The organism is Streptomyces paromomycinus, assembly GCF_003865155.1.
GTDB lineage: Bacteria > Actinomycetota > Actinomycetes > Streptomycetales > Streptomycetaceae > Streptomyces > Streptomyces chrestomyceticus.
Genome location: NZ_BHZD01000001.1, coordinates 3172641 through 3199103, shown reverse-complemented (window position 1 = coordinate 3199103; position 26463 = coordinate 3172641). Strand labels below are relative to the sequence as shown.

Here is a 26463-nt window from a genome sequence, read left to right as displayed (position 1 = left end):
GCCGGTCCGCGTGCGGTCCGGGCGGGTGGCGTCGGGCCGCTCCGGCAGAGGTTCGCCGTGGTCGCGCTGGTGCGGCGGCCGTTCGGCGACCCCACCGGGCCTGTGGGTCTCGCCGGTCTCAACAGTCTCAGCGGTCCGAGTGGGCTCAGCGGTCTCAGCGACCTCAGTGGCATCAGCGGTCTCGACGGTCGCATCGGGCGAGGCGGCCCCGCCGGACCCGGCAGGCTCATCACGCCCCGGCAGGAAGGTGGCCGGGACACCGGACCGGCCGGCGGATGCCTCCGGGGAGGTGCCCCGGACGGCCGTGCCACGGGCGGGCGCGGGTTCTTGCGATGGGCGGCGGGACGACGAACGGGCGGTCACGAGAGGAGCCTCCTCGGCCAGATGTCAGCGATCAGGGTTGTCTGCGATACCTGCGGTGCCTGCGCTGCGGCAGGGGTCTGGTGCGCACCGGGCGCGCGCCCGCGGGACGGGCCGGGGCCGTGCACGCCGGTGCCGGTGCTCCGTACCGCTCCGGGTGGCCCGCTCCGGCGGTTTCATGCGCGCCCATCGGCCCCGTCCAGGTCCGGCCCGGCCCCGGGGTCCGCGCCGGCCGCGCCCCGGGACGCGTGCGCCCCGGCCAGCCGCCGCACCGCGGCCATCGGTACGGGCAGCCAGTTCGGGCGGTGCCGGGCCTCGTAGAGCACTTCGTAGACGGCCTTGTCCGTCTCGTACGCCCGCATCAGCTCGGGCGCCGAGCGCGGATCGAGCCCGCCGGCCTCCGCGTACCCGAGGCAGTAGGCGGCCCGGGTGCGCCGGGCCCACTCCAGCGACCACGGGTCGCCGCCCGAAGGGCCGCTGCGGGCCGCGTAGTCGAACGAGCGCAGCATGGCCGCCACGTCGCGCACCGCGGGCTGCGGGCGCCGCCGCTCGGCCAGCGGCCGGGACGGCTCGCCCTCGAAGTCGATCAGCGACCAGCGGCCCTCGTCGGCGGTCCGCAGCGTCTGGCCCAGGTGCAGGTCGCCGTGGATGCGCTGGGCGGACCAGGCGCGGCCGTCGTGGCCGAGCGCCGCGAGGTCGTCGAAGGCGGTGCGCAGCCGCGCGCAGTACGGGCGCAGGGCGGGCACCACGCGCGCGGTGGCCACCAGCCGCTCATTCATCTGGGCAGCCACCGCGTCGAGTTGCGGGCGGCGCAGTTCGGTGGTGGGCAGCGTCTCGGCCAGCGCGGTGTGCACCTCGGCGGTGGCGTGCCCGAGGGCCCGCGCGGAGCTGGTGAAGTCGGCCTGTACGGCGAGCGCGTTCAGGGCCAGCTGCCAGCCGTCGGCGGAGCCGCTCAGGTAGGGCTGGAGCACACCGAGCGTCACCGGCTCGCCGTCGCCCGCCTCCGGGTCGGTCTCGAACCACGCGGCGGGCGCCGGGACCCGTCCGCACTTGGCGCGGGCCAGCGCCAGCGGCAGTTCCAGGTCGGGGTTGAGGCCGGGCGCGGTGCGCCGGAACACCTTGAGGATGTAGGAATCGCCGTAGACGACCGAGGAGTTGGTCTGCTCGACGGTGATCGGGCGGGCGGGCATCCCGGAGGAGATGGTGCTGTCGGCCACCCGGCAGAACCGCAGGCCGCCGAGCCGTCCCGGCACCCGCAGCCGCTCCAGCAGGAGGGCGCACAGCCGGTTGTCCAGCAGGGCGTCGTAGACCGTGCGCCCGTGCAGCGGGCCGCCGGCGGGGCGGCCGATCACGGCGGGGGCGAGCTGCGGCGGCAGGGCGCTGTGCACACCGAGCAGGAGCTGGTAGCAGTCCCCGCTCGCCACCGGGCCCGTGGGCGACGAGGTGGCCGGTTCGGCCGGGTGCTCCGGCGGCACCGGCTGCGGGGCCCCGGGGGGAGCCGCCGACTGCTGCGCCCGTACGAGCAGGTGCAGCAGCCCCGGTGTGGCGCCACCCGCCGCGCACGGCAGCAGCTCGGTCGCCGACACCAGCTGGAAGCCCGTGATCGGCCGCCCTTTGCCGGCGAACCACCGCTGCCGCGGCAGCCATTCGCTCAGCAGGGGGACGAGTGAGGACAACAGCGCGGGCGCGGTGGTCGAGAGGCGGTCGTGCGGACTGCGGATGGCACGGGTCGAGGCGGTCTCCGACATGGCGTCGCGTCCTTTCCCCGGGCACACGACAGATAGGGCAGAGTGTCCCGGAATGCGGCCTTGACTGTGCGGCGGTGCGGGACGTGTCGGGTGAGGATCGTCCGTACGGCAGCGGCGTCCGTGGGGATTACCCCTGACACCGGGGTTTCGGCGCTGGCTCACCCGGCCCGTGCGGTAGTAGGGAGACTGCCCGTGGGGGCGGGCGGAAAACGCCCGTACCCGTATCGCGGGCGGATACGGGCGGTGGTTTTCCGCCGCCTGCACGTGCGCCGGTACGGTCGCTAGACCGCCCCCCTCCGGAGCCGGAACCAATAGAAGCCGTGGCCCGCCAGGGTCAGCAGATAGGGCCATTCGCCGATGGGCGGGAAACGGACGCCGCCGATCAGTTCGACCGGATGCCGTCCGTTGAATGTGCGCAGGTCCAGTTCGGTGGGCTGCGCGAAACGCGAGAAATTGTGCACGCACAGCACCAGGTCGTCCTGGTATTCGCGCAGGAAGGCCAGCACCGCGGGGTTGGACGAGGGGAGTTCGGTGTAGGTGCCGAGGCCGAAGGCCGGGTTCTGCTTCCGGATCTCGATCATGCGCCGGGTCCAGTGGAGCAGCGACGACGGCGAGGACATCGACGCCTCGACGTTGGTGACCTGATACCCGTAGACCGGGTCCATGATGGTCGGCAGGAAGAGCCGGCCGGGGTCGCAGGAGGAGAAACCGGCGTTCCGGTCGGGCGTCCACTGCATCGGGGTGCGGACCGCGTCCCGGTCGCCGAGCCAGATGTTGTCGCCCATGCCGATCTCGTCGCCGTAATACAGGATCGGCGAGCCCGGCAGGGACAGCAGCAGGGCGGTGAACAGCTCGATCTGGTTGCGGTCGTTGTCGAGCAGCGGGGCCAGCCGGCGGCGGATGCCGATATTGGCCCGCATGCGCGGGTCCTTGGCATATTCCGCGTACATATAGTCACGTTCTTCGTCCGTGACCATTTCGAGCGTCAGCTCGTCGTGGTTGCGCAGGAAGATGCCCCACTGGCAGTTGGCCGGAATCTCCGGGGTCTTGGCCAGGATTTCCGAGACGGGGTAGCGCGATTCCCGGCGGACCGCCATGAAGATGCGCGGCATGACCGGGAAATGGAACGCCATGTGGCATTCGTCCCCGCCCTTGGAGTAGTCCCCGAAATAGTCGACGACGTCCTCCGGCCACTGGTTGGCCTCGGCCAGCAGCACGGTGTCGGGGTAATGCGCGTCGATCTCCGCCCGTACGTGCTTGAGGAAGGCGTGCGAGGCGGGCAGGTTCTCGCAGTTGGTGCCCTCCTCGGCGTACAGGTACGGGACCGCGTCCAGCCGGAACCCGTCGATGCCCAGGTCGAGCCAGAAGCGCAGGGCGGAGAGCATCTCCTCCTGCACGGCCGGGTTCTCGTAGTTCAGGTCCGGCTGGTGGGAGAAGAAGCGGTGCCAGAAGTACTGCTTGCGCACCGGGTCGAAGGTCCAGTTGGACGCCTCGGTGTCGACGAAGATGATGCGCGCGTCCTGGTACTGCTTGTCGTCGTCGGCCCAGACGTAGTAATCGCCGTACGGGCCGTCCGGGTCGGTGCGGGACTCCTGGAACCACGGGTGCTGGTCGCTGGTGTGGTTCATGACGAAGTCGATGATCACCCGCATCCCGCGCTGGTGCGCGGCGTCCACGAACTCCACGAAGTCGGCCAGGTCGCCGAATTCCGGGAGCACGGCCGTGTAGTCCGAGACGTCGTACCCGCCGTCCCGCAGCGGTGACTTGAAGAACGGCGGCAGCCACAGGCAGTCCACGCCCAGCCACTGGAGATAGTCCAGCTTGGCCGTGATGCCCTTGAGGTCGCCGACGCCGTCACCGTTGCTGTCCTGGAAGGAACGCACCAGGACCTCGTAGAAGACGGCCCGTTTGAACCAGTCGGGATCGCGGTCCTTGGCCGGCGTGTCCTCGAACTTGTCGGGGACGGGCTCGTTGACGATCAATTGGGTGACCCTCCGATCGGTGAGGACGGTCGCAGGGAGAACAGGTGCGCGGGCGCCGGAGCGCGGCCCGGGTCGAGGCGCACATAGTTGTCCCTGCCCCAGTGGTAGGTCTCGCCGGTGAGCTCGTCGCGCACCGGGACGGAATCGTGCCAATCGAGGCCGAGTTCCGGCATGTCCAACGACACCGTCGCCTCGTGGGTGTGGTGCGGGTCGAGGTTGACGACGGTGAGCACCGTGTCGGCCCCGGCGCCGTTCCCGGCCCGTTTGGAATAGGCGAGGACGGCGTCGTTGTCGACGTGGTGGAAATGAAGGTCGCGCAGCTGCTGGAGTGCCGGGTGGCGGCGTCGCAAGCGGTTCAGCGTGGTGATGAGAGGAGCGATCGTACGTCCCGCACGCGCCGCTGTCTCCCAGTCCCGGGGCCTGAGTTGGTACTTCTCGGAATCCAGGTACTCTTCGCTGCCACTTCGTACCGGTGTCGACTCGCACAGCTCGAATCCGGCGTAGACACCCCACGCCGGGGAGAGGGTCGCGGCCAGTACGGCACGCACCTCGAACGCGGGCCGCCCGCCGTCCTGCAGATAGGCGTGCAGGATGTCCGGCGTATTGACGAAGAAATTCGGCCGCATGTACGAGGACGATTCCCGCGACAGTTCGGTGAGGTACTCGGTCAGCTCGTGCTTGCCGTTGCGCCAGGTGAAATAGGTGTACGACTGCTGGAACCCGATCTGTGCCAGCGTGCGCATCATCGCAGGCCGGGTGAACGCCTCGGCCAGGAAGACGACGTCCGGATCCGTGCGGTTGACGTCCGCGATGACCTTCTCCCAGAAGAGCACCGGCTTGGTGTGCGGATTGTCGACCCGGAAGATGCGCACCCCGCGCTCCATCCAGAAGCGCAGCAGCCGTTCCGTCTCCCGCACCAGGCCGTTCAGGTCCGCGTCGAACGCGAGCGGGTAGATGTCCTGGTACTTCTTCGGCGGGTTCTCGGCGTAGGCGATGGAGCCGTCCGCGCGGTGGTGGAACCACTCGGGGTGCTCGGTGACCCAGGGATGGTCCGGCGAGCACTGGAGGGCGAAGTCCAGCGCCACCTCCATGCGCAGGTCGTGCGCCGTGCGGACGAAGTGCGCGAAGTCCTCGAAGGTGCCGAGGTCCGGGTGCAGCGCGTCGTGCCCGCCCTCGGGCGAGCCGATGGCCCACGGCGACCCCACGTCGTGCGGGCCCGCGGAGAGCGCGTTGTTGGGGCCCTTGCGGTAGGAGGTGCCGATGGGGTGCACGGGCGGCAGATAGACCACGTCGAACCCCATGGCCGCGACCGCCGGCAGCCGTTCGGCGGCCGTCCGGAACGTGCCGCTGACCGGGGGCGCGCCCTTGCGCACCACCGCGCCCTCGGACCGGGGGAACAGCTCGTACCACGACCCGAACAGGGCCCGGCGGCGCTCGACCAGCAGCGGCACCGTCCGCGAGGCGGTGACCAGTTCACGCAGCGGGTGGCGGGCGAGCGCGGCGGTGACCTCGGGGGTGAGCGCGGCGGCGAGCCGGGTGGCGGCGGGCAACTGCGGGTCGCGCAGGGCGTCCGCCGCGGCGAGCACCGCTTCCCGGCCGTCTCTCTTGGGCACCCCCTCGGCGGCGCGTTCGTGCAGCGCGGCGCCCTCGGCGAGGACCAGTTCGGTGTCGAGACCGGCCGGGATCTTGATGCCGGCGTGGTGGCGCCAGGTGCCGACCGGGTCCGACCAGCCCTCGACGCCGTACGTCCACCGGCCCTCCACGTCCGGGGTGACCTCGGCACCCCAGCGGTCCGTACCGGGCGCCAGTTCGCGCATCGGCGTCCAGGGGCCGGGACGGCCCAGGGGGTCGCGCAGGACGACGTTGGCGGCGACCGCGTCATGGCCCTCACGGAAGACGGTGGCCGAGATCCGGAAGGTCTCGCCGACCACCGCTTTCGCCGGGCGACGGCCGCAGTCGATCAGCGGGTGGAGGTCCAGCACGGGGATGCGGCCGATCATGGGGTCACCTGAAGGTTGGGAGGTGTTACCGGATTCTGTCCTTTCTATCGTTTTTGTGACGGAGGGACGGGCTGCGGGCATGGGCTCTCCTGTCCGCTTTCACTCGGTTGGCGGATGGGGGCGGGGCGGGAAGCCGTGCGGCGCGCCGGGGCGCAAGAGCGGTACCGCACAAGCCTTCCCGTGGCGCGCGGGCGGGCAATCGGGCCGTCCGCGCACTACCGGCACGTAACCGCGGAACGGAATATGACCGGGGCTCCGGACGTGTACGTGCGGCGGCGCGCACGCTCCCGGGCGTCCGGCTCCGGCCCGGCCCGAACGCCGTGCGACGTATTACGGGGCGGCGCCGTTCCGCACTCACCGTCCGGTGCTGACCTGCGACGACGCGATCGGCGAGCCGGGGCCCGCCGCGGTGTTCCGATGCCTGGCCGCCGCTGCGGCCGGCGTGCTCCGCACCTCCTTCGGTCCGGTCCGCCGGTGGGGCGGCAGATGGAGCGCAGCTGTGCGGGCTGCGTGCGGTGCGGCCGGGGACGCGCCGGACGGGGCCCGCACCGCAGTGTCTCCCGGGTTCCACGCCGACGTGATGTCCACACCCGGCGCGAACAGGCCGATTTCGAACGCCAGTTGGACAATGCCGCCCGCCGGATTCCCGGTGCATATGCGTGGCGTGCGTCCCGATCCCCTCCTCAACTCGGGCCGGGGCCGCCGGAGTCGCGGGAGGGAGGGCGGGGTGCCGCACCCGGGCCGGCGGCGTCACCGGCAGCCTTTCGCCCGGTGTGGGCTCGAACAAGAGTGCCCGGGGGTGGGGAACCGGCCATATCGGCCGCACGGGGCGGCCGGGGAGCGGGGGAGGGGCGGGCCCGATCCCGCCGTCCCGGTGTCCCGGGCCGCGCTCCCGGATGGCCGGAAGGCGCCCTTCGGGTGACCGGCTCGGCCGAACGGGTGACGACCCAAGAGGCCCGCCGATCATGGCAGTTGGCGTCCGGATCCGACCGGATTCCGGGCTACCGGGCGAATCGGGCGGCGGTGCGCCGCTACCGTCGTAGCGTGAAGGCCATTCGTCGGTTCACCGTGCGCCCCGTCCTCCCGGAGCCCCTGCGACCCCTCAGCGACCTGGCGCGCAATCTGCGCTGGTCCTGGCACCCCGAGACCCGCGAACTGTTCCACGCCATAGCCCCCGCCGGCCGGCGCCGGGCGGGGCTGGACCCCGTACGGCTGCTGAGCACCGTCTCCGCCGAGCGGCTCGCGGAGCTGGCCGGGGACCGCAGATTCCTGCGCCGGCTCGGCGCGGCCGCCGACGACCTGCAGGACTACCTCTCCGGGCAGCGCTGGTACCAGGGCGCCCAGCAGGGCGGCCGGGACAGCCGGCTGCCCGAGGCCGTCGCCTACTTCTCGCCCGAGTTCGGCATCACCGCCGCGCTGCCGCAGTACTCGGGCGGCCTCGGCATCCTCGCCGGCGACCACCTCAAGGCGGCCAGCGACCTCGGCGTACCGCTCATCGGGGTGGGCCTGCTCTACCGGCACGGCTACTTCCGCCAGTCGCTCTCCCGCGAGGGCTGGCAGCAGGAGCACTACCCGGTGCTCGACCCCAACGAGCTGCCGCTGGACCTGCTGCGGGAGGCCGACGGGACGCCCGCCCAGGTGGCCCTCGCGCTGCCCGGCGGGCGGCAGCTCCGGTCGGTCGTCTGGGTGGCGCGGGTCGGCCGCGTGCCGCTGCTGCTCCTGGACTCCGACGTGGAGGAGAACGGGCCGGGCGAGCGGGACGTGACCGACCGGCTCTACGGCGGGGGCAGCGAGCACCGCCTGTTGCAGGAGATGCTGCTGGGGATCGGCGGGGTACGGGCCGTACGGACGTACTGCCGGCTCACCGGCCACGCCGCGCCCGAGGTGTTCCACACGAACGAGGGACACGCGGGCTTCCTCGGCCTGGAACGCATCCGCGAGCTGGCGGACGCCGGCCGCGAGGGCGGCCCCGGCGAGGCGGGCGGACCGGTCGGGCTGGACTTCGACGGGGCGCTGGAGACCGTACGCGCCGGTACGGTCTTCACCACCCACACCCCCGTCCCCGCCGGCATCGACCGCTTCGACCGCGAACTGGTCGCCCGCCACTTCGGCGAGGCGGCGGAACTGCCCGGCATCGACGTCGAGCGCATCCTCGCACTCGGCCTGGAGACCTACCCCGGCGGCGAACCCAACTGCTTCAACATGGCGGTGATGGGCCTGCGGCTGGCCCAGCGCGCCAACGGCGTCTCCACCCTGCACGGCCGCGTCAGCCGCGAGATGTTCGCCGGACTGTGGCCGGGCTTCGACCCGGAGGACGTACCGATCACGTCGGTCACCAACGGCGTCCACGCGCCCACCTGGGTGGCGCCCGAGGTCTTCCGGCTCGGCGCCCGCCAGATCGGGGCCGGCCGGACCGAGGACGCGCTGTCCGTCGGCGACTCCCGGCGCTGGTCGGCGGTGGCCGACATCCCGGACGCGGACGTCTGGGACCTGCGGCGGGTCCTGCGCGAACAGCTCGTCGAGGAGGTACGGCGGCGGCTGCACGTCTCCTGGCGGCAGCGCGGCGCCGGGGCCGCCGAACTGGGCTGGATCGACGGCGTACTGGACCCGGAGGTGCTCACCGTCGGGTTCGCCCGCCGAGTGCCCTCCTACAAGCGGCTCACCCTGATGCTGCGCGACCGCGACCGTCTGATGGACCTGCTGCTGCACCCCGAGCGGCCGGTCCAGATCGTGGTGGCGGGCAAGGCCCACCCGGCGGACGACGGCGGCAAGCGCCTCGTGCAGGAACTGGTCCGCTTCGCCGACGACCCGCGCGTACGGCAGCGGCTGGTCTTCCTGCCCGACTACGGCATGGCCATGGCGCAGAAGCTCTACCCCGGCTGCGACGTCTGGCTCAACAACCCGCTGCGCCCGCTGGAGGCGTGCGGCACCTCCGGCATGAAGGCGGCGCTCAACGGCTGTCTGAACCTCTCCGTCCTGGACGGCTGGTGGGACGAGTGGTACGAGCCGGACTTCGGCTGGTCCATCCCGACCGCCGACGGCCACGCCACCGACGAGAACCGGCGCGACGAACTGGAGGCCAACGCCCTGTACGAGCTGCTGGAGCAGCGGGTCGCGCCGCGCTTCTACGACCGTGACGACGCCGGTGTTCCGCAGCGCTGGGTCGAGATGGTCCGGCAGACCTTGGTCAATCTGGGACCGAAGGTGCTGGCGGGCCGCATGGTGCGCGAGTACGTGGAGCGGCTGTACGCGCCCGCCGCCCGCTCCCAGCGCGCGCTGACCCCGCAGGCCGCGACCGAACTGGCCGCCTGGAAGACCCGGGTACGGGCCGCGTGGCCGCGGGTCGCGGTGGACCACGTGGAGACCGGCGCCCTGGTGGTGGACCGCGCGGAGCCCGCCGGAGTGCCGGGCGCCCCGCCCAACGGCAGCGCCGAACTGGGCGCCACCCTGGCGCTGCGGGTCCGTGTCGCCCTCGGCGACCTCGCCCCTGACGACGTGGAGGTCCAGGTCGTCTCGGGCCGGGTGGACGAGTCCGACCGGATCACGGACGCCACGACCGTGCCGCTCAAACCGACCGGCGGCCCCGACCTGGAGGGCCGCTGGCTCTACGAGGGCCCGCTCGCCCTCGACCGCACCGGCTCCTTCGGCTACACGGTCCGCGTCCTGCCGGCCCACCGGCTGCTGGTCACCGCCGCCGAGATGGGCCTGCTGGCGGTGCCGTCGGAAGCGACGGGGGAGGAGGCCGGGGTGCTGATGCGCTAAGGGCGGACGCCGCCCGTACGCGGCCGGGGCTTCGCACGGACGACGTGCGGCGCCCCGGCCGGGACGTTCAGCGGTCCGTTCGGCATCCCCTTCAGCGGGACAGCAGGAAGTGCACCTGGCGCGGCCTGACCTCCAGGTCGCTCAGCCCCTCGGGCGTCGCGCCCAGCTCGCGGGCCGCCTCGGCCGCCGCGCGGAAGGTCTCCTCGGACGCGAAGGCGCCGGTGGTGACGACGGCCTCGCCGTCCGGCGTGACCCAGACCCCGACGGACAGGAAGCCCGGCTGCGACCGCGCCGCTTCGGCGACCCGGTGGCACTGGCCGACGAACTCCTCGACGTGCTCGGGGGCCGGATAGTGGAAGGCGACGAAACCGAATGCCATGGCGGTGTCCCCTCTCGGGCGTACGTCTTGGTATGGGCCGAAGCTAGACCGGCCGCACGGCTCCGTACAGTCGCCCGCGGCGCCCGACGGCCGGAATCAGCCCGTCGGGACCGCCGGCTTCTTCTCTTCGGCCGCCCGCGGTGCCCGGAACGTACGCCGGTACGCCTGCGGTGAGACGCCGATGGCGGCGTGCAGGTGCTGGCGCAGGGACGCGCCGCCGGCGAAGCCGACCTGGCCGGCGACCAGGTCCACCGGCAGGTCGCTGGTCTCCAGCAACTGGCGGGCGCGCAGCAGGCGCTGCTGGATGAGCCACCGGCCCGGGCTCAGGCCGGTCTCGTCGCGGAAGCGGCGGTTGAAGGTGCGCAGGCTCATCCCGGCGTGCTGGGCCAGCCGGGCCAGCGTCAGCGGCTCGTCCAGGTGCTCCAGGGCCCACTGCTGGGTGGCCGCGGTGCCGGTCGCGGTCGGCGCGGGCACCGGCTGCTCGACGTACTGGGCCTGGCCGCCGTCGCGGAACGGCGGCATGACACAGGCCCGGGCCGCGTGGTTGGCGACCGCGCCGCCGTGGTCGGCGCGCACGATGTGCAGGCAGACGTCGATGCCGGACGCGGCGCCGGACGAGGTGAGGACGTCCCCGTCGTCGACGAAGAGCACGTCGGGGGTGACCCTGACCTGCGGATACAGGTGGCGGAAGTGATCGCTGAGCTGCCAGTGGGTGGTGGCCGGGCGGCCGTCCAGCAGCCCGGCGGCGGCCAGCACGTACGCGCCGGTGCAGATGGACACCAGGCGCGTACCGGGCCGGATCGTCGCCAGCGCGGCCCGCACCGGTCCGGACAGCTCGGTGGGGACGCGGTCCGGGGCGATGGACGGGATCACCACGGTGTCGGCGGTGCGCAGGATCTCGGGGCCGTGTTCCACGAGGACCGAGAAGTCGGCGCCGCTGCGCACCGGACCGCCGTCGGCCGAGCAGGTCAGCACCTCGTACCGGCCGTCGGCGGCATGGAAGACCCGGGCCGGGATGCCGAGTTCGAAGGGGTAGACGCCGTCCAGGGCCAGGACCACCACACGATGAGGCTGCATGGCACGATCCTATCGAATGATGGCCATCGTGCCATTGTCGCGGCTGCCGGGCCCGGTGATGCTGGACGGCATGAGCGAACACACCATGCGTGCCATCAGCCAGGACGTCACCGGCGGCCCCGAGGTCCTGCACGAGACCGAACTCCCGCGGCCCGAGCCGGGCGTCGGCCAGATCCTGATCGCGGTCCGGGCCGCCGGGGTCAACCCCACCGACTGGAAGCACCGCGCGGACGGCCTCTTCGTCCGGACGCTGCCCCGCGTCCTGGGCTGGGACGTGTCCGGCGTCGTCGTGGCGGTCGGTATCGGCGTCACCCTGCACAAGCCCGGCGACGAGGTCTTCGGCATGGTCCCGTACCCGTACGGCGTCGGTACCCACGCCGAGTACGTCACCGGCCCCGCGCGGGCCTTCGTGCCCAAGCCCGCCGCCCTCGACCACGTGCAGGCGGGCGCCCTGCCGCTGGCCGCCCTCACCGCGTACCAGGCGCTGGTGGACACCGCGGACGTACAGCCCGGACAGCGCGTCCTGATCCACGCGGCGGCGGGCGGCGTCGGCCACCTCGCCGTACAGATCGCCAAGGCCAGGGGCGCCCATGTGATCGGCACGGCCAGTGCCGCCAAGCACGACTTCCTGCGCTCCCTCGGCGCCGACGAGGTGATCGACTACCGGGACACCGACTTCGCCGAGGCCGCCGGCCCGGTCGACGTCGTCCTGGACACCATCGGCGGCGACACCCTCGCCCGCTCCCTGGGCGTGGTGCGCGAGGGCGGCACCGTCGTCTCGATCCTCGCCCGCAGCGCCCCGGAGGACGCCGCGAAGGCCGCCGAGCGCGGGGTCCGCCTCGCGCTGCTGATCGTCGAGGCCGACCAGGCGGGCATGCGCGAGATCGCCGCCCTCGCCGAGTCCGGCGCGCTGCGGGCGCACATCGCCGCGACCTTCCCGCTGGAGCAGGCCGCCAAGGCGCACGCGATGGGCGAGACCGGCCGCACCCAGGGGAAGATCGTCCTTGCGGTGAAGTGACGGAGCGGCCCGTTCACCCGGGCGACGGCCGGTCCCGGCGGTGGACGACGCCCTTGGACGCCAGCCGGCCGTCCGCGAAGCAGAGCTGGTAGGCCACGTCATCCGCGTACGGGCGGGTGTAGTAGTACCGGCACGTGTGACCGGGCGGCGGTTCGGGGGTGCCGTCGGGCGGTACGTCCATGGAGAAGAACGGCAACCGCGCCTCCACGGTCTCCCGGGCGTCACCGGTCCGTACCCGGTCGTACGTCCCGCGGTCCAGGACCGACCAGGACGGGCTGATCAACGCGAAGACCCCCATGAGCAGCAGCAGTGCGGTGAACAGCGCCGCGGGCACCGTCACCGTCTGCACCAGCCGCCGCCGCACCTGCTGCCGGGCGGCCGCCAGTTCCCGCTGCGACCGGGTCCACGGGGCGTGGTCACCGGGGCCGCGCACCGGTGCCCGGCCGGTCGTCGGCAGCCGGGCCGCGACCTCGAACCCGCCCTCGGGGGTGGGCCCGGCACGCAGTTCACCGCCGGCGAGCCGGACCCGTTCGTCCAGCCCCACCAGACCGCTGCCGTCCGGGCCGCCGCCTGGCACCGGTGCGGTGCCGGGCGGCGGCGCGGCGTTGGTCACCGTCACCTCCAGCCGCCGCCCGTCGCCGGTCAGCCGTACGTCCACCGGCGCGCCCGGCGCGTGCTTGGCGGCGTTGGTCAGCCCCTCCTGCACCACGCGGTACACCGCGCGCCCGCCCATCACCGGCATGGTCCCCTCGACCGTCTCCACCGCGCCGTCCCGCCGCAGCGAGACGGTCAGGCCGGCCGACCGGGCGCGTGCGACGAGTGCTTCGACACTGTCGTCCGCCGGCACCCGGGAGGGCTCGGCGCGGTCGTCGGTGCGCAGGACGCCGATGACGTCCCGCAGGTGTTCGGCGGCCGTGCCCGCCGCCGCCCGCAGCTCGCCGACGGCTGCCCGCTGGTCGGGCGCCAGCCGCGGATCGACCTCCAGGGCCCCGGCCCGCAGGGTGAGCAGCGCCAGTTCGTGGCCGAGCGAGTCGTGCATGTCCCCGGCGATGCGGGCCCGTTCACGCAGCCGGGTACGGTCGGCGACCGCCTGCTGTTCGTGCTCCAGCCGCTCGGCGAGCTGCCAGCCCGAGCGGACCAGCGCCGCGTACTGGCGGCGGTAGCGGCCGAGCAGCCACGGCAGGACGATGTTGAAGAGCAGGGTGAGAACGGCGGTGAACCAGGGCCACATGTTGCGGACGAGGACGGCGCTCAGCGGCAGGCTGACGGCCGCGACGCCCGCGAAGAACCACAGCGGGGCGCGGGCCCGTTCGAGCCGTACCCCGGCGAGGTACGCCAGGACGGCCAGCGCGGCGGTGTACTCGAAGGTGAACAGGTCCCGGGACGTCACGAGCCCCAGTGCCACGGGCACGGCGAGTGCCACGAGCGGCCACTTCCGGCGCACCGCCACCGCCGCCGCGAGCAGCGGGACGCCGAACGCCGCCGTCCACGTCCGTACCTCGGGCACCCCGTCGAAGGCGGCGGTGAGCGGCACGGCCAGCGCCAGCCAGAGACAGACGTCCAGCGACCGGGCCGCCCACCGGGGGCGTTCGGCGGCGGGCGGCGCGAACCGGGTGAGGCGAGTGAGCATGACGTCAGCTTCGCCGATCAGGGGCGGTGCGCGCGTCCGACGAAAGTAAGGACCTGGTGTCCGCCCTTCACCCCCCTCTGGCCCAGAACACCCCACCGGCCGCGCCCGCCACGCTGCTGAGGACGGCGAGCAGCCGGTAGGGCAGGTGCTGGACCACTACGTGCACGCCGCCGATACGCAGTTCCAGAAAGGGAGTTGGCGGCTTCTTCTGCTGCTGGCGTGGTGTCATGACGGCCTTCGATCGGTTCGGGATGTTGGATACAGTCCAAGCTCAGCAGCGGCGCACGAGCTTGCGCCAGCGCGCGCGGGAGTCTTGCGTGAGACGGACGCAAGGTGCGGGGCCGGCAACTTCAGGGGGGTCGATGCGACCAGAGCTCGGACCAGGGCATACGGGACGCGGGCCGGACCGGCTCGCCCCGCTGGACAACGTGCCGGAAGGGCCGCGGAAGGTGCTGGTTGCGCGGCTGCGCACCTTGCGCGAGGCGTCCGGCCTGACACTGGCGCAGGTGACGCGAGGGCTCGCGGAGCAGGGCGTCGTGCTCAGCGTGTCGCGGCTGTCGAAGTTCCTCAACGGGCACGAGATTCCCAGCCGCGCGCAGATCGCGGCCCTCCACCAGGTGTGCGACGCGGCTTCGGACACCGCCCGCGCCCGGGAGGCCGTCCGGGCGACCCAGAAGCTGCTGTACGCCGTCGTGGACGCCGAGCGGGAGAGGAAGCCGCTGCGGGCGCACGAATGCGACGTGGCGGAGGCTCGCGAACAGCAGGAACTGCTGCGCGCCGAGGCGGCGGCCAAGCTCGGCACCCTGCGCGAGGAACTGGAGCACGAGCGTGCGTTGCGGCGCAAGGCGGAGGAGGCGCTCCAGCGCCTGGCCGAGCAGGCCGGCGGCCATGCCCGGGAGATCGGCGAGCTCACCCGGGAGCGCGACTCGGCCCGGCGCCGGGTGGCCGAGCTGGAGGACGAGATCGCGCAGGGCGAGGCGGTGGTGCGGCTGCGGCGGTCCGAGGTGCGCCACCTGGACGAGATGGCCGCCGAGACGGCCCGCGAGATCGCCCGCCACGAGGGGACGGACCCGCCGCCCACCGCCCCTTCGGCAGGTCCCCTTTCCGTCACGGACCTGTTCGCCCTCGTGGAGGAACTTCGTGACGCGGACCGTGACGCGGCCGCCGACGTGGCTGTGGACACCTTCTGCGTCGAGTCGCCCGACGGCATTCCCGCTCTCTGGCGGAAGTTCCGCGAGCACAGCCGGAAACTCGACGCCGAGCGGCTCCTCGCCGCCGCGGCCCGGCTCTGCAGCGGAGTCCAGCTCTACCACCTGTGCCGGACCGGGGCGTTCCGGCGTACCGCGTTCATCCTCAACACCGAGGTCGTCACCGGTGACCACCTGATCGACTTCATCGGCGGCAAAGCCCCCGTCGGTGAACTGGCGCGGTTCGGCAAGGCGTGCCACGAACGGGACGACCAAGAGGCCCTGGGCCTGCTCGCCGCCGCGTGCGAGGACCGCCCCGAGGCAGCCGTACGGGACTACTACCGTGAACGCGACCTGCGGATGAACGCCTGGTCACCCGGGCGCCCGCGGCCCTGGTGGCAGTTCTGGCGCTGACGGCTCCCCGCCGCCCGGTTCACGGGCCCTGGACCACCCGGCTCACCCGTCCCGGCTCACCCGTCCCGGCCCACCCGGCTCACGCGTCCCGCACCAGCCCCGCCTCGTACGCGAGGATCGCCGCCTGCACCCGGTTCTTCAGGCCCAGCCGGGCCAGGACCGCGCTGACGTACGCCTTGACCGTGCCCTCCACGACGAACAGCCGCCCGGCGATCTCCGCGTTCGACAGCCCCGCGCCCACCAGGGCGAGCACCTCGCGCTCGCGCCCGGTCAGCTCCTCGGTACGGGACCGCGCCGCGGCCGCCCTGCCCAGCGCCACGCCGCCGAACTGGCTGATGACGCGCCGCGCCACGGACGGCGAGAGGTACGCGCCGCCCTCGGCGGCCGCCCGTACGCCGATGATCAGTTCGCGCGGGTCGCCGGTCTTCAGCAGGAAGCCGCTGGCGCCGGAGCCCAGTGCCCCCGCCACGTACTCGTCCTCGGAGAAGGTCGTCAGCATCACCACCGCCGTCTCCGGCAGCGTCCGGGCCAGTTCGGCCGCGGCGCCGAGGCCGTCCAGCCGCGGCATCCGGATGTCCAGCAGGCACACGTCGGGGCGGTGCCGCAGCGCCAGTTCGACCGCTTCGCGTCCGTCGGCCGCCTCGGCGACCACCTCGACGCCGGGCGAGGCCGTGAGGATGGCGCGCACCCCGGCCCGGATCATCGCCTCGTCGTCCGCCAGCAGTACCCGAACGGTCGCCCCCACATCGTTCATACGCGTCACCCTAGCCAGCCGTACGCCGCCGGCCGCCGCCGGGCACATGGAAGGGCGGTGTCCGAAGGGAGGTTGGGAGCCTCCGGACACCGCCCGGTCGTGGGGTCACCGCCCCAGGAGGGAGCCGGCCGCCGGGTGCCGGCCGGCCGTTCCCGTCCTTACTTCACCGCGACGCCGCTCCACGCCGCCTCGACGCCCTTGACCTCGGCGCCGTCCGCGCCGTACAGGTCGGTGGCCGCCTTGACGGTCGCCTCGCGGGCGCCCTTGTAGTCGGTGTTCGAGGTCATGTACGTGGTCAGGGCCTTGAACCAGATCTTCTCGGCCTTGTCCCGGCCGATGCCTTCGACCTTCTTGCCGTCCGCGGTCGGGCTGTCGTACGTGACGCCGCCGATCTCCTTGGCGCCGCTGCCCTCGGACAGCAGGTAGAAGAAGTGGTTGGCGATGCCGGAGGAGTAGTGCACGTCGACGTTGCCGGCGTCCGGGCTCCAGCTGTCCAGGGACTGGCCGTCCTTGGAGGGCTTGTCCATGTAGCGCAGCGGCTTGCCGTCACCGGCGATGTCGAGCTTCTCGCCGATGAGGTAGTCGCCGGCGTCCTCCTTGTTCTTGGCGAAGAACTCCACGGCGGTGCCGAAGATGTCCGAGGTGGCCTCGTTGAGACCGCCCGACTCACCGCTGTAGGTGAGGTTGGCGGTGGCCGAGGTGACACCGTGGCTCATCTCGTGCGCCGCGACGTCGATCGAGGTGAGCGGCTTCTTGTTGCCCTCGCCGTCGCCGTACGTCATGCAGAAGCAGCTGTCGTCCCAGAACGCGTTGGAGTAGTTCTGGCCGTAGTGGACGCGGGAGGTCGCGCCCTTGCCGTCGCCCTTGATGCCGGCGCGGCCGTGCACGTTCTTGTAGTAGTCCCAGGTCAGCTGGGCACCGTAGGCGGCGTCGACGGCGGCGGTCGCCGGGTCGTCGGCCTTGCCGTTGCCCCACTTGTCGTCCTTGTTGGTGAAGAGCTTGCCCTCGCCGCTCTCGCTGCCGCCCAGGTTGAACGTCGAGTGGCCGCCGCGCCCGTCGTCGGTCAGCTCGTAGCCGTCCGCGCCCTTCTTCGTGCCGATCTCGACGGAGCCGCTGTAGGTGCTGGTGCCGGCGCCGTTCTCGATCCCCTGGTACTGGAAGATCTTCTTGCCGGTGTTCGCGTCGGTGATCACGTGCAGCTGGTTGGGCGTGCCGTCCTTCTGGAAGCCGCCGACCACCGTGTCGTAGGCGAGGACCGGCGTGCCGGAGGCGGCCCAGACGACCTTCTTGGGCGTCACGGCGGCGGCCTGCTGGGCGCCGAAGGACTTCGCGGTGCCCTGGGCGGCCTGCGCGGCGGCCTTCGGGGCGATCTTCGGGGTGGTCGAGGCGACGGCGATCTTCGCGCTGTTCGCCTTGGTGGTGCTCTTGAGCGCACCGCCCTCGGCCCGGTGCACGATCAGGTCACCGCCGAGGACGGGCAGCCCGGCGAAGGTGCGGTCGTAGCGGGTGTGGGTGGTGCCGTCGGCGTCCTTGACGACGTCCTTGACGACGAGCTTCTCCTGGGCGCTCAGGCCCAGTTCCTGCGCGGCCCGGGCCTTGGTGGCGCTCGCGTCGCGCAGCAGTTCGGCGCGGTGCGAGGCGGTCAGCTGGATCGGCGAGGCCGCCGCGGCCTTGGCGGTGGTGCCGGGGCCTGTGGGGGAGGCGCCCGCCGTGCCGGCCGTGACGGCCGCGGCTATCAGTGCGCCGGCGGCTGCCAGCGAGATTCCGGTGGTACGTGCCTTACGGGACAGGTGGGGGGACACGCGTGTGCTCCTTCGACTTTGCCAAGGGTGGGGGTGCAAAGCGATGCGGGTGGTGCTTGCGGGGGAGACTGCCATTCGAACGCGTGCATGTCAGGAGGGGGCCCGGAAGTTGGCGTGAAATCGTCCGTAGAGCGAACATCACTGTTCGTATGCCGGAGCTGCACGCAAAGAAGCGGGCGTCGCTCCTGGTGGGAGCGACGCCCGGTCGAACGGGGTGCGGTAACTGAGCGGCCGGCCACGACGGTCGGCCCGCGCGCGGCCCGCCGTCAGCCGTCAGCTCTAGAAGGTCAGCTTCCAGCTGTTGATGTAGCCGGTGTCCTGCTGGTAGACGTCCCGGACCCGCAGGTTCCAGGTGCCCTCGGCCGCCTCCGAGGAGGCGTTGACGGTGTACGAGGCCTTGACGTTCGCCGCCGAGTCGGCCGCGTTGGAGTTCTTCAGCCGGTACGCCGTGCCGTCCGGGGCCACCAGGTCGATCACCAGGTCGCCGCGGTAGGTGTGCACGATGTCCACGTCCACCTTCAGGGCGCTCGGCGCGTTGCCCGTCCGCGTCACCTTGACGGGCGAGTTGACCGCGCTGCCCGCGTCCGGGATCTGCACGTCGTCGAGGTTCTCGAAGACGTCACCGCCGCTGCCCGGCTTCACGGTCCAGGTGAAGCTCGTGGTGCCGGTCTTGTTGGCGGAGTCGGTGACGGTGACCGTCACGTTGCTGGTGCCCTCGGTGGTCGGGGTGCCCGAGATCAGCCCGGAGTCCGGGTTGATGCTCAGCCCGGCCGGCAGCCCGGTGGCCGCGTACTTCAGCGCGCCCGCGTTGCCGCTGGTGGCCTTGATCTGCAGGCTGGCGGGCTGGCCGACGGTGCTGGTCTGGTTGCCCGGGTTGGTCACGCTGACGCCGGTGTCCGGCACGCGCTGGCCGACGTTGACCGCCGCCCAGGTGTTGGCGACCGTGTTGTACGTGGCGCTGCCCTGGCCGAACAGCTCGGCCGCGGCGGACAGCGTCGCGGTACGGGCGGCCGCGTAGTTGGTGTTCGCGCTCATGTACTTGGTCAGCGCGGAGAACCAGATCTTCTCGGCGTTGGACCGGCCGATGCCGGGCACCGGCAGGTTGTCGTAGGTCGGGCTGTCGTAGTGGACGCCGTTGATGTCCTTGGGCCCGCTGCCCTCGGCCAGCAGGTAGAAGAAGTGGTTGGCCACACCGGACGAGTAGTGGACGTCGATGCCGCCGATGCCGGAGTACCAGTAGTCCTTGGACCGGCCGTCCTTGCTGGGCTTGTCCATGTAACGCAGCGGCGTGCCGTTGCCGTTGATGTCGATTTCCTCGCCGATGAGGTAGTCACCGACGTCGTTGGGGTTGTTGGCGTTGAACTCGACGGCGGTGGCGAAGATGTCCGAGGTGCCCTCGTTCAGACCGCCCGGCTCGCCGCTGTAGGTGAGGTTGGCGGTGGCCGAGGTGACGCCGTGGGTCATCTCGTGGGCCGCCACGTCGATGGAGGTCAGCGGCTTGACGTTGCCGCTGCCGTCTCCGTACGTCATGCAGAAGCAGCTGTCCTGCCAGAAGGCGTTGACGTAGTTGTTGCCGTAGTGCACCCGGCTGTACGCGCCGACACCGTCGCCCCTGATGCCGCTGCGGCCGTGCACGTTCTTGTAGTAGTCCCAGGTCAGCGCCGCGCCGTAGTGCGCGTCCACGCCTGCGGTCTGGGCGTTCTGCGGGGTGCCGTCGCCCCACACGTCGTCCGGGTCGGAGAACAGCGTCCCGGTGCCGGAGGTGCCGCGGTTGAGGTTGTAGGTCTTGTGGTTGCCGCGGGTGGTGTCGGTCAGCGTGTACGAGGGAGCGGTGCCCAGGGTGACCTGGCCGCTGTACATGCTGTTGCCGGTGCCCTCCTGGACACCCTGCCACTCGGACAGCTTCTCGCCGGTGGTCGCGTTGGTGATCACGTGCAGCTCGCTGGGCGTGGTGCCGTCGTCCTGGACGCCGCCGACGACCGTCTCGTACGCCAGAGTCGGCTTGCCGTCGGCGACCCAGATCACCTTGCGCGGCTCCCGGGCGTCCGACTTCTTCGCGCCCTGTGCCTTCGACGCCTTGAGCGCCTTGTCCTCCGCGGCGGCCGGGGCGAGCTTCGCGGTGGTGGTCGGCACGTCGAGCTGCGACCGTACCGCCTTGGTGACGCCGCGCAGCTTGCCGTTGGGCGCCTCGTGGACGACCAGGCCGCCGCCGAGCACCGGCAGTCCCGCGTAGGTGCGCTCGTAGCGGGTGTGCACACTGCCGTTGACGTCCTTGAGGACGTCCTTGACGACCAGCTTCTCCTTGGGACCGAGCTTGAGCTGCTTCGCGGTCTCGGCGGTGGTGGCCCTGGCCTCCCGCAGCAGTTCCGCACGCTGCGCCGGAGTCAACTTGGCGGGCAGCGCGCCAGGGTCGGGCTGCGCGGTGACCTGGCCGGGCCGGGGGGCGGCGGCCGTCCCGGCGCCTGCCTGCACGGTCACGGTCAGCATCGCGGCCATGGCGACCACGGCGCCGGTCGCGACGGCGCGCCTATGGGGGGTGCGTCTCACACTGACTCCTTCTGCGGTGGCCGCGACCGGTGGGTGGGCGGCCGAGGGGGACCGGGCGGCGGAGTGACCGTCCGGGCAGAGCGAGGCAGAACACGTGGAACGTGTGGGGGGAGGCACCAGGTGCGGGTGGTCCGGGCCTTCGAGCGTCGGGCGTGTCGGGCAGCGAGCGTCGAACGGGCCGTGGGCGCGGAGTGGTGCACTGTGGGGCTCCGCGTAACGGATGCGGGGAAGAGTGCCATCCGAGGACCGTTGTTGTCAGTGGCCGGTCAATAGTTGGCCGGAAAACGTCCGTAGAGCGGGGGATCGGGTCCGTATACAGGACGTGACGGTACGTCGATCCCCGCCGGCCCCTCCCCGCACGGCAGCCCCCTCGCACCACGGACCGACAGGCAGTCCGGGCCGCGCGCCCTGGGCGCATACACGTTCGACACACCGTCCGTCCGCCGCCGCGGCGGCGAAGCGCCGTCTTCGGCCACCCGAACAGATCGCGGTGGAAGGGGCCGGAGCGGAATGCGCGTGCGGCGGCACGGCGCGCCCGGCATGATCGGGCGGTCGAAAGGACAGCAGATGCCCACCGAACGAACCGCTCCGCCGATGCGCGGGTCCGAACGCGAAACCCTCCGCGCCTACCTCGACTTCCACCGCGCCACGCTCGCCATGAAGTGCGACGGCCTGTCCGACGAGGACCTGCGCAGCCGGTCCATGCCGCCGTCCGCACTGAGCCTGCTCGGCCTGGTACGGCATCTCGCGGAAGTGGAACGCACCTGGTTCCGGCGGGTGATCGACCAGCAGGACGTCCCCCTGGTCTGGTCACCGGACGGCGACTTCCAGGCGGCGTACGATCCCGGCACGACCACCCGCGAGGACGCGTTCACCGCCTGGCAGACCGAGGTCGACCACGCCCGCCGCATCGAGCGCGCGGCCCCCTCCCTGGACGTCACCGTCCACGCGCCCCGCTGGGGCACCGACGTGTCCCTCCGCGTCGTGATGCTCCACGTCATCCTCGAATACGCCCGCCACAACGGGCACGCCGACTTCCTGCGCGAGGGCATCGACGGGGTGGTGGGCCCCTGAGGGGAGAGGCGCCGCCCCCGGGCCCTCCCGGTGGCCTCCCGCCCCTGTCCTGACATGCTGCGGTCATGACCACGGAAGCCGCCGCAGAGTTCGAGTCGCACCGTCCCCGGCTCTTCTCGCTCGCGTACCGGATGCTCGGTTCGGCGAGCGAGGCCGAGGACGCCGTGCAGGACACCTACCTGCGCTGGAGCGCGGCCGACCGGTCCGCCGTCCGTACCCCGGCCGCCTGGCTGACCAAGGTCATGACGAATCTCTGCATCAACCGGCTCACCTCCGCCCGCGCCCGGCGGGAGCTGTACGTCGGGCCCTGGCTCCCCGAGCCGGTGCTGACCCGCACCGCCGACGGTCCGCTCGGCCCGCTGGAGACCGCCGAGCAGCGCGAGACCGTCTCGCTCGCCCTGCTCACCCTGATGGAACGGCTCACCCCGGCCGAACGCGCCGTCTTCGTCCTGCGGGAGGCGTTCGGCCACAGCCACCGCGAGGCCGCCGAGGTCATCGGCGTCGAGGAGGCGCACGCCCGGCAACTGCACCGCCGGGCCCGCGAACGGCTCGACCGCCCGCGCCGGAACTTCGCCGTGGACGACACCCGGCACCGGGAGATCGTCGAGCGCTTCTTCGCCGCCACGTTCGACGGCGACCTGGCCGGACTCGAACGGCTGCTGGCCGACGAGGTGACCGCCTGGGCCGACGGCGGCGGCCGGGTCACCGCCGCGCGCCGGCCGGTCACCGGGCGCGCGAAGGTGCTCCGCTACCTGCTCGGCCTGGGCTCGCGGCCGGAGGCGGCGGCAGCGGCGTTCGTACCGGCCGAGGTCAACGGCGAACCGGCGCTGCTCGCCCTTCTGGACGGGACGCTGCTGGCCGTCGTCGTGCCGGAGGTCCACGAGGGGCGGGTCGGCGCGGTACGGACGATCGTCAACCCGGACAAGCTCGCCTTCGCCGCCGCTCAGCTCGCGTGACCCGCCTCACAGCCCGGGTTGTCACGGACCCGCCCGCCCGCCGGTTCAGAAGGCATGACTCATCACCTCGTGGTTCTGGGAGCCGGGTACGCCGGACTGGTCGCGGCGAAGGGCGCCGCCCGCAGGCTGCGGCGCCACGGCGGCGTACGCATCACCCTGGTCAACGCGTCGGACCGGTTCGTCGAGCGGGTCCGGCTGCACCAGCTCGCCGCGGGCCAGCAGCTCCGGGACCTCCCCCTGCGCACGCTCCTCGCCGGTACGGGCATCCAGCTGGCCGTCGCCCGGGTGACCGCCGTAGACGCCGCAGCCCGTACCGTCCGGATCGACGCAGCGCCGCACGTCCTCACCTACGACACCCTCGTGTACGCGCTGGGCAGCACGGCCGACACCACCGCCGTACCCGGAGCCGCCACGCACGCCTCCGCCGTGGCCACCCACCAGGACGCGGTCCTCCTGCACGCCCGCACCCAGCACACCCGCGGCCCGCTGGCCGTCGTCGGAGGCGGCCTGACCGGCATCGAGGCGGCCACCGAGCTGGCCGAGGCCCGTCCGGGACGCACCGTGCACCTGGTCACCCAGGGCGAGGCCGGCCCCGGACTTTCCGAACGCGGCCGGCGCTACCTCCGCGGCGCCCTGCGGCGGCACGGCGTCACACTCCACGAGCACACCCGCGTCGGCGAGGTCACCGCGGACGGCCTGGTCCTCGCCGACGGCGGTGGGATGCCGGCCGACGCGGTCGTCTGGGCGGCCGGCTTCCGCGTACCCGGGCTGGCGCGCGAGTCCGGGCTCGCCGTCGACGGCCGCGGCCTGATCACCGTCGGCCCGGACCTGCGCTCGCTCTCCCACCCGGAGGTCTTCGCGGCGGGCGACGCGGTGGCGGCGTACGGGCCCGACGGCTCCGCCTCCCGGATGTCCTGCCAGACGGGCCTGCCGATGGGCGCCCGGGCCGCCCGCAACGTCGCCGCCGCCCTCACCGGCCGCACCCCCGGGCCGCTCCGGCTCCACTACGTCTGGCAGAACATCAGCCTCGGCCGCCACGACGGCCTCACCCAGTTCACCCGCGCCGACGACAGCCCGGTGCCCGCCCTCCTCACCGGCCGCGCCTCGGCGCGCTTCAAGGAGGCCGTCACACGGGGGACGGTGCTGGCGCTGCGCCGGTGAGGCGGCGGGCCGACGACGGACCGCAGCAGCGTCCGCTGGTCACCGAAGTAGTCGTAGACCGTCCGTACGTTCGACATGGTGCTCGGCGCGGACGGTCTGCACTCACGTACCCGCGCCTTGCTGTTCGGCCCCGAAGAGCAGTTCTACCGGTATCTCGGCTACTGCTTCGCCGTGTTCACCATGCGCAACACCTTCGGGCTCACCCGCGAGACCGCCGGACGGGAGGTCCCGGGCATGCTGGCCGCCCTGCGCGAGGCGGACGGCCTGTTCTTCGACGGGGCCGGCCAGATCCGTATGCCCCGCTGGTCCAGCGGCCGGGCCGCGCTGGTCGGCGACACCGCGTCCGCGCCCTCGTTCCTCACCGGACAGGGCACCAGCCTCGCGCTCGTCGGCGCCTGCCCGCTCGCCGGTTCCCCGGCCGGCCGCGACCGCACCGCGGGCTTCGCCGCCTACGAACACTGCTCCCGTGCGTTCGTGGCCCTGAACCAGGCGCAGGCCGGGCACGGCGGCGCCACCCTCGTCCCGACCACCGCCCGGGCCCTGGAACAGCGCAACACCATGCTGCGCGGCCTCGCCACCAGGCCCGCCACGGAGGGACGGCCGGCCCACTCGGCCCTCACCCGGCCCGACTTCGCGCAGCGGCCCGAGCACGACTACTGCTGAACGCTGCCGCTGCCGCTGCCGCTGCCGCTGCCGCTGCCGGTGCCGGCCGGAGCGGTGTGCTGCACGAGGCCGCCGAGGATGAGGGCGAGGCCCGCCTCGAACGCCGCCTCGTGGTCGAGGACCGGGACGTCGGCCGGCAGGTCTTCCTGCGGGCCCGCGTCCGCCTGCTCCTCCAGTACGCAGCCGACCGTGTACCGGCCGGCGGCCAGCATCGCCAGCTGCGCGTCCTTCTCGGGCACGCCGGAGGCGACGAGGAAGGCCAGCTTGCGGCGGATCCGGTCGAGGTCGCCCGTCGGGGTGCTGCCGGCGTGCAGGCGCGCGCCGTCGCGGCGCCGCAGCAGCGTGCGCCGGAAGCTGCGCGAGTTCTCCAGGAACCACTCGCGCCAGTCGTCCCCGGATGACGGCAGCGGTGCGGTGGCGTGCGGGGCCATGGCGGCCTCCGCCATGGCCGCCAGGAGATCCTTCTTGGTCCGGAAGTGGTAGTAGAGCGACGGCTGTTCGACGCCGAGCCGTTGGGCCAGCCGCCGGGTGCTCACGGTGTCCAGGCCCACTTCGTCGAGCAGCTCCAGCGCCTCGGTGACGACGGTCGCGCGGTTCATCTTGGTCACCTTGACAATCTATCGCTGATAGAAGACTCTGAGGAAAATCAATCACCGATAGATTTTGGGGTGGGTGTCATGCCGGACCAGCTCACGAAGCGTTCGCTGCGGATTCTCGTCGCCGGTGGCGGGATCGCCGGGCAGGCGCTGGCCTTCTGGCTCACCCGCGGTGGTCACCAGGTGACGGTCGCGGAGCGGTTCCCGGCGCTGCGCGCCTCGGGCGCCCAGGTCGACCTGCGCGGGCAGGGCATCGAGGCGATCGAGCGCATGGGGCTGCTGGAGACCGTGCGCGGCCGGCTGGTGGACGAGGCGGGTGTGGCCTTCGTCGACTCCCGCGGGAAGCCGAAGGCCACGATCATGGCCAACACCTCCGGCAAGGGGCGGCAGACCCTCACCTCGGAGTACGAGATCATGCGCGGCGACCTCGTCCGCATCCTCCACGACGCGGCCGAGGACGGCACCGAGTACGTCTTCGGCAAGCGCGTCGACGGCTTCGACCAGGACGAGCACCGTGTCACCGCCCACTTCTCGGACGGCACCTCCGGCGCGTACGACCTGCTGATCGGCGCGGACGGACAGGGGTCACGCATCCGGCGGGCGCTCCTGCCGGAGGGCTTCGACCCGTACCGGCGCCTCGGCATCCACATGGCCTACTGGTTCGTCCCGCGCACCGCCTCCGACACCCGCGTCCGCGACACCTGCATGGTCCCGGGCGGCCGCCAGATCATGCGGCGCAGCCACAACGCCACCGAGACCCAGGTGTACTTCGTGCTGCGCGAGGAGTCGGCGGAGGCCACCGCGATCCACCGCGCGCCCGTCGAGCGGCAGCAGAAGTTCTGGGCCGACCGGTTCCACGACGCCGGCTGGCAGACCGGGCGCTTCGTCGCAGGCATGAAGGACAGCCCCTTCTTCTACTCCCAGGAGATCGCGCAGGTGCGCACCGACACCTGGTCCAAGGGCCGCGTGGTCCTGGCCGGCGACGCCGCGCACTGCGCGTCCCCCTACAGCGGCATGGGCGTCTCCGGCGGCCTGGCCGGCGCCTGTGTCCTGGCCGGCGAGATCAACCGGCACGCCGGTGACCTGCCCACCGCGCTGGCGCACTACGACCGCGTCCTGCGGCCCTTCGTCGACGCGATCCAGGCCGAGGTCGACCCGCGCGTCCTGCGCGTGGGCCTGCCCATGAGCAGGCACGCCATCAGCGCCTTCCAGAACGCCACCGCACTGGCCTGCTTCTTCCGCATTCCCGACCTGGTCGCGCGGTTCTCCAAGAAGGACCGCGGAGGCGACTGGAAGCTGCCGGACTACGCGGACGCGTACGCCGCGTGACGGGCCTGCGCGACCGGTGCCCGT

At 72.5% G+C, this 26463-nt stretch carries 18 protein-coding genes and 1 pseudogene; 8 read left to right on the top strand and 11 right to left on the bottom strand.

Annotated elements, in window-relative coordinates:
* Positions 1–536: 536 nt before the first annotated feature.
* The 3 genes from OEIGOIKO_RS12895 to OEIGOIKO_RS12885 all read right to left on the bottom strand — a co-directional run bounded on the left by OEIGOIKO_RS12895 (position 537) and on the right by OEIGOIKO_RS12885 (position 6090).
* Positions 537–2108 carry a maltokinase N-terminal cap-like domain-containing protein gene (locus tag OEIGOIKO_RS12895; RefSeq protein WP_125054166.1) on the bottom strand — a complete coding sequence of 524 codons (1572 nt, stop codon included), beginning with the start codon at positions 2106–2108 and terminating at the stop codon, positions 537–539.
* A 281-nt stretch (positions 2109–2389) separates the two neighbouring features.
* Positions 2390–4090, bottom strand: coding sequence for a maltose alpha-D-glucosyltransferase (gene treS / locus OEIGOIKO_RS12890; RefSeq protein ID WP_125054165.1), 1701 nt, complete (start codon positions 4088–4090; stop codon positions 2390–2392).
* Positions 4087–6090, bottom strand: coding sequence for an alpha-1,4-glucan--maltose-1-phosphate maltosyltransferase (locus OEIGOIKO_RS12885; RefSeq protein ID WP_125054164.1), 2004 nt, complete (start codon positions 6088–6090; stop codon positions 4087–4089). Before OEIGOIKO_RS12885 ends, treS begins: the two co-directional genes overlap by 4 nt.
* Positions 6091–7134: 1044 nt before the next feature.
* Between OEIGOIKO_RS12885 and glgP the strand changes: the two genes are divergently transcribed.
* A complete protein-coding gene (gene glgP / locus OEIGOIKO_RS12880; RefSeq protein ID WP_125054163.1) occupies positions 7135–9852 on the top strand; it encodes an alpha-glucan family phosphorylase in 2718 nt (905 codons plus the stop codon).
* Between the two features lie 91 nt (positions 9853–9943).
* Here the strand turns inward: glgP and OEIGOIKO_RS12875 are convergent, their stop codons facing one another.
* On the bottom strand, positions 9944–10231 hold the full coding sequence (locus OEIGOIKO_RS12875) for an antibiotic biosynthesis monooxygenase (RefSeq protein ID WP_125054162.1): 288 nt from the start codon (positions 10229–10231) through the stop codon (positions 9944–9946).
* 96 nt (positions 10232–10327) lie between these two features.
* Positions 10328–11308: a GlxA family transcriptional regulator gene (locus OEIGOIKO_RS12870; RefSeq protein ID WP_125054161.1), complete on the bottom strand. Its 981-nt coding sequence runs from the start codon at positions 11306–11308 to the stop codon at positions 10328–10330.
* An 85-nt stretch (positions 11309–11393) separates the two neighbouring features.
* Between OEIGOIKO_RS12870 and OEIGOIKO_RS12865 the strand changes: the two genes are divergently transcribed.
* Positions 11394–12326, top strand: coding sequence for an NADP-dependent oxidoreductase (locus OEIGOIKO_RS12865; RefSeq protein WP_125058661.1), 933 nt, complete (start codon positions 11394–11396; stop codon positions 12324–12326).
* A 13-nt stretch (positions 12327–12339) separates the two neighbouring features.
* Here OEIGOIKO_RS12865 and OEIGOIKO_RS12860 read toward each other — a convergent pair whose 3' ends face one another.
* Both OEIGOIKO_RS12860 and OEIGOIKO_RS41580 read right to left on the bottom strand, forming a co-directional pair.
* Positions 12340–13956, bottom strand: a complete 1617-nt coding sequence (locus OEIGOIKO_RS12860; RefSeq protein WP_125054160.1) for a sensor histidine kinase — start codon at positions 13954–13956, stop codon at positions 12340–12342.
* 67 nt (positions 13957–14023) lie between these two features.
* Positions 14024–14185 carry a hypothetical protein gene (locus tag OEIGOIKO_RS41580; protein WP_170251698.1) on the bottom strand — a complete coding sequence of 54 codons (162 nt, stop codon included), beginning with the start codon at positions 14183–14185 and terminating at the stop codon, positions 14024–14026.
* Positions 14186–14318: 133 nt separating this feature from the next.
* Between OEIGOIKO_RS41580 and OEIGOIKO_RS12855 the strand changes: the two genes are divergently transcribed.
* Positions 14319–15557: a helix-turn-helix domain-containing protein gene (locus OEIGOIKO_RS12855; protein WP_125054159.1), complete on the top strand. Its 1239-nt coding sequence runs from the start codon at positions 14319–14321 to the stop codon at positions 15555–15557.
* A 79-nt stretch (positions 15558–15636) separates the two neighbouring features.
* Here the strand turns inward: OEIGOIKO_RS12855 and OEIGOIKO_RS12850 are convergent, their stop codons facing one another.
* The 3 genes from OEIGOIKO_RS12850 to OEIGOIKO_RS12840 form a co-directional block, all read right to left on the bottom strand.
* The gene (locus OEIGOIKO_RS12850; RefSeq protein ID WP_125054158.1) at positions 15637–16311 is read right to left on the bottom strand and encodes a response regulator; all 675 of its coding nucleotides are present in this window, start codon (positions 16309–16311) and stop codon (positions 15637–15639) included.
* Positions 16312–16469: 158 nt separating this feature from the next.
* On the bottom strand, positions 16470–18113 hold the full coding sequence (locus tag OEIGOIKO_RS12845) for a M4 family metallopeptidase (protein ID WP_125054157.1): 1644 nt from the start codon (positions 18111–18113) through the stop codon (positions 16470–16472).
* 279 nt (positions 18114–18392) lie between these two features.
* Positions 18393–20660 carry a M4 family metallopeptidase gene (locus OEIGOIKO_RS12840; RefSeq protein WP_125054156.1) on the bottom strand — a complete coding sequence of 756 codons (2268 nt, stop codon included), beginning with the start codon at positions 20658–20660 and terminating at the stop codon, positions 18393–18395.
* 567 nt (positions 20661–21227) lie between these two features.
* Between OEIGOIKO_RS12840 and OEIGOIKO_RS12835 the strand changes: the two genes are divergently transcribed.
* The 4 genes and pseudogenes from OEIGOIKO_RS12835 to OEIGOIKO_RS12820 form a co-directional block, all read left to right on the top strand.
* Positions 21228–21734, top strand: coding sequence for a DinB family protein (locus tag OEIGOIKO_RS12835; protein ID WP_125054155.1), 507 nt, complete (start codon positions 21228–21230; stop codon positions 21732–21734).
* A gap of 65 nt (positions 21735–21799) precedes the next feature.
* Complete coding sequence (locus OEIGOIKO_RS12830) at positions 21800–22690, top strand: RNA polymerase sigma-70 factor (RefSeq protein ID WP_125054154.1); 891 nt, start codon at positions 21800–21802, stop codon at positions 22688–22690.
* A 54-nt stretch (positions 22691–22744) separates the two neighbouring features.
* Entirely contained in the window at positions 22745–23851 is a 1107-nt protein-coding gene (locus OEIGOIKO_RS12825) for an NAD(P)/FAD-dependent oxidoreductase (protein WP_125054153.1), read from the top strand.
* Between the two features lie 63 nt (positions 23852–23914).
* Positions 23915–24514 (top strand): annotated as a pseudogene (locus tag OEIGOIKO_RS12820) (Rossmann-fold NAD(P)-binding domain-containing protein); the annotation flags it as partial.
* Here the strand turns inward: OEIGOIKO_RS12820 and OEIGOIKO_RS12815 are convergent.
* Positions 24505–25113, bottom strand: coding sequence for a TetR/AcrR family transcriptional regulator C-terminal domain-containing protein (locus OEIGOIKO_RS12815; protein ID WP_170252031.1), 609 nt, complete (start codon positions 25111–25113; stop codon positions 24505–24507). The pseudogene OEIGOIKO_RS12820 and the gene OEIGOIKO_RS12815 sit on opposite strands and share 10 nt — an antisense overlap.
* Positions 25114–25191: 78 nt before the next feature.
* On the opposite strand from OEIGOIKO_RS12815, the gene OEIGOIKO_RS12810 reads away from it, so the two are divergent.
* A complete protein-coding gene (locus tag OEIGOIKO_RS12810) occupies positions 25192–26439 on the top strand; it encodes an FAD-dependent monooxygenase (protein ID WP_125054151.1) in 1248 nt (415 codons plus the stop codon).
* Positions 26440–26463 lie beyond the last annotated feature (24 nt).

Bases quoted from the DNA above. Each gene is read 5' to 3' on its own strand.
- OEIGOIKO_RS12895 (WP_125054166.1), bottom strand. From the start codon at position 2,108: ATGTCGGAGACCGCCTCGACCCGTGCCATCCGCAGTCCGCACGACCGC.
- OEIGOIKO_RS12885 (WP_125054164.1), bottom strand. From the start codon at position 6,090: ATGATCGGCCGCATCCCCGTGCTGGACCTCCACCCGCTGATCGACTGC.
- OEIGOIKO_RS12875 (WP_125054162.1), bottom strand. From the start codon at position 10,231: ATGGCATTCGGTTTCGTCGCCTTCCACTATCCGGCCCCCGAGCACGTC.
- OEIGOIKO_RS12870 (WP_125054161.1), bottom strand. From the start codon at position 11,308: ATGCAGCCTCATCGTGTGGTGGTCCTGGCCCTGGACGGCGTCTACCCC.
- OEIGOIKO_RS12865 (WP_125058661.1), top strand. From the start codon at position 11,394: ATGCGTGCCATCAGCCAGGACGTCACCGGCGGCCCCGAGGTCCTGCAC.
- OEIGOIKO_RS12860 (WP_125054160.1), bottom strand. From the start codon at position 13,956: ATGCTCACTCGCCTCACCCGGTTCGCGCCGCCCGCCGCCGAACGCCCC.
- OEIGOIKO_RS41580 (WP_170251698.1), bottom strand. From the start codon at position 14,185: ATGACACCACGCCAGCAGCAGAAGAAGCCGCCAACTCCCTTTCTGGAA.
- OEIGOIKO_RS12855 (WP_125054159.1), top strand. From the start codon at position 14,319: ATGCGACCAGAGCTCGGACCAGGGCATACGGGACGCGGGCCGGACCGG.
- OEIGOIKO_RS12850 (WP_125054158.1), bottom strand. From the start codon at position 16,311: ATGAACGATGTGGGGGCGACCGTTCGGGTACTGCTGGCGGACGACGAG.
- OEIGOIKO_RS12835 (WP_125054155.1), top strand. From the start codon at position 21,228: ATGCCCACCGAACGAACCGCTCCGCCGATGCGCGGGTCCGAACGCGAA.
- OEIGOIKO_RS12830 (WP_125054154.1), top strand. From the start codon at position 21,800: ATGACCACGGAAGCCGCCGCAGAGTTCGAGTCGCACCGTCCCCGGCTC.
- OEIGOIKO_RS12825 (WP_125054153.1), top strand. From the start codon at position 22,745: ATGACTCATCACCTCGTGGTTCTGGGAGCCGGGTACGCCGGACTGGTC.
- OEIGOIKO_RS12815 (WP_170252031.1), bottom strand. From the start codon at position 25,113: ATGAACCGCGCGACCGTCGTCACCGAGGCGCTGGAGCTGCTCGACGAA.
- OEIGOIKO_RS12810 (WP_125054151.1), top strand. From the start codon at position 25,192: ATGCCGGACCAGCTCACGAAGCGTTCGCTGCGGATTCTCGTCGCCGGT.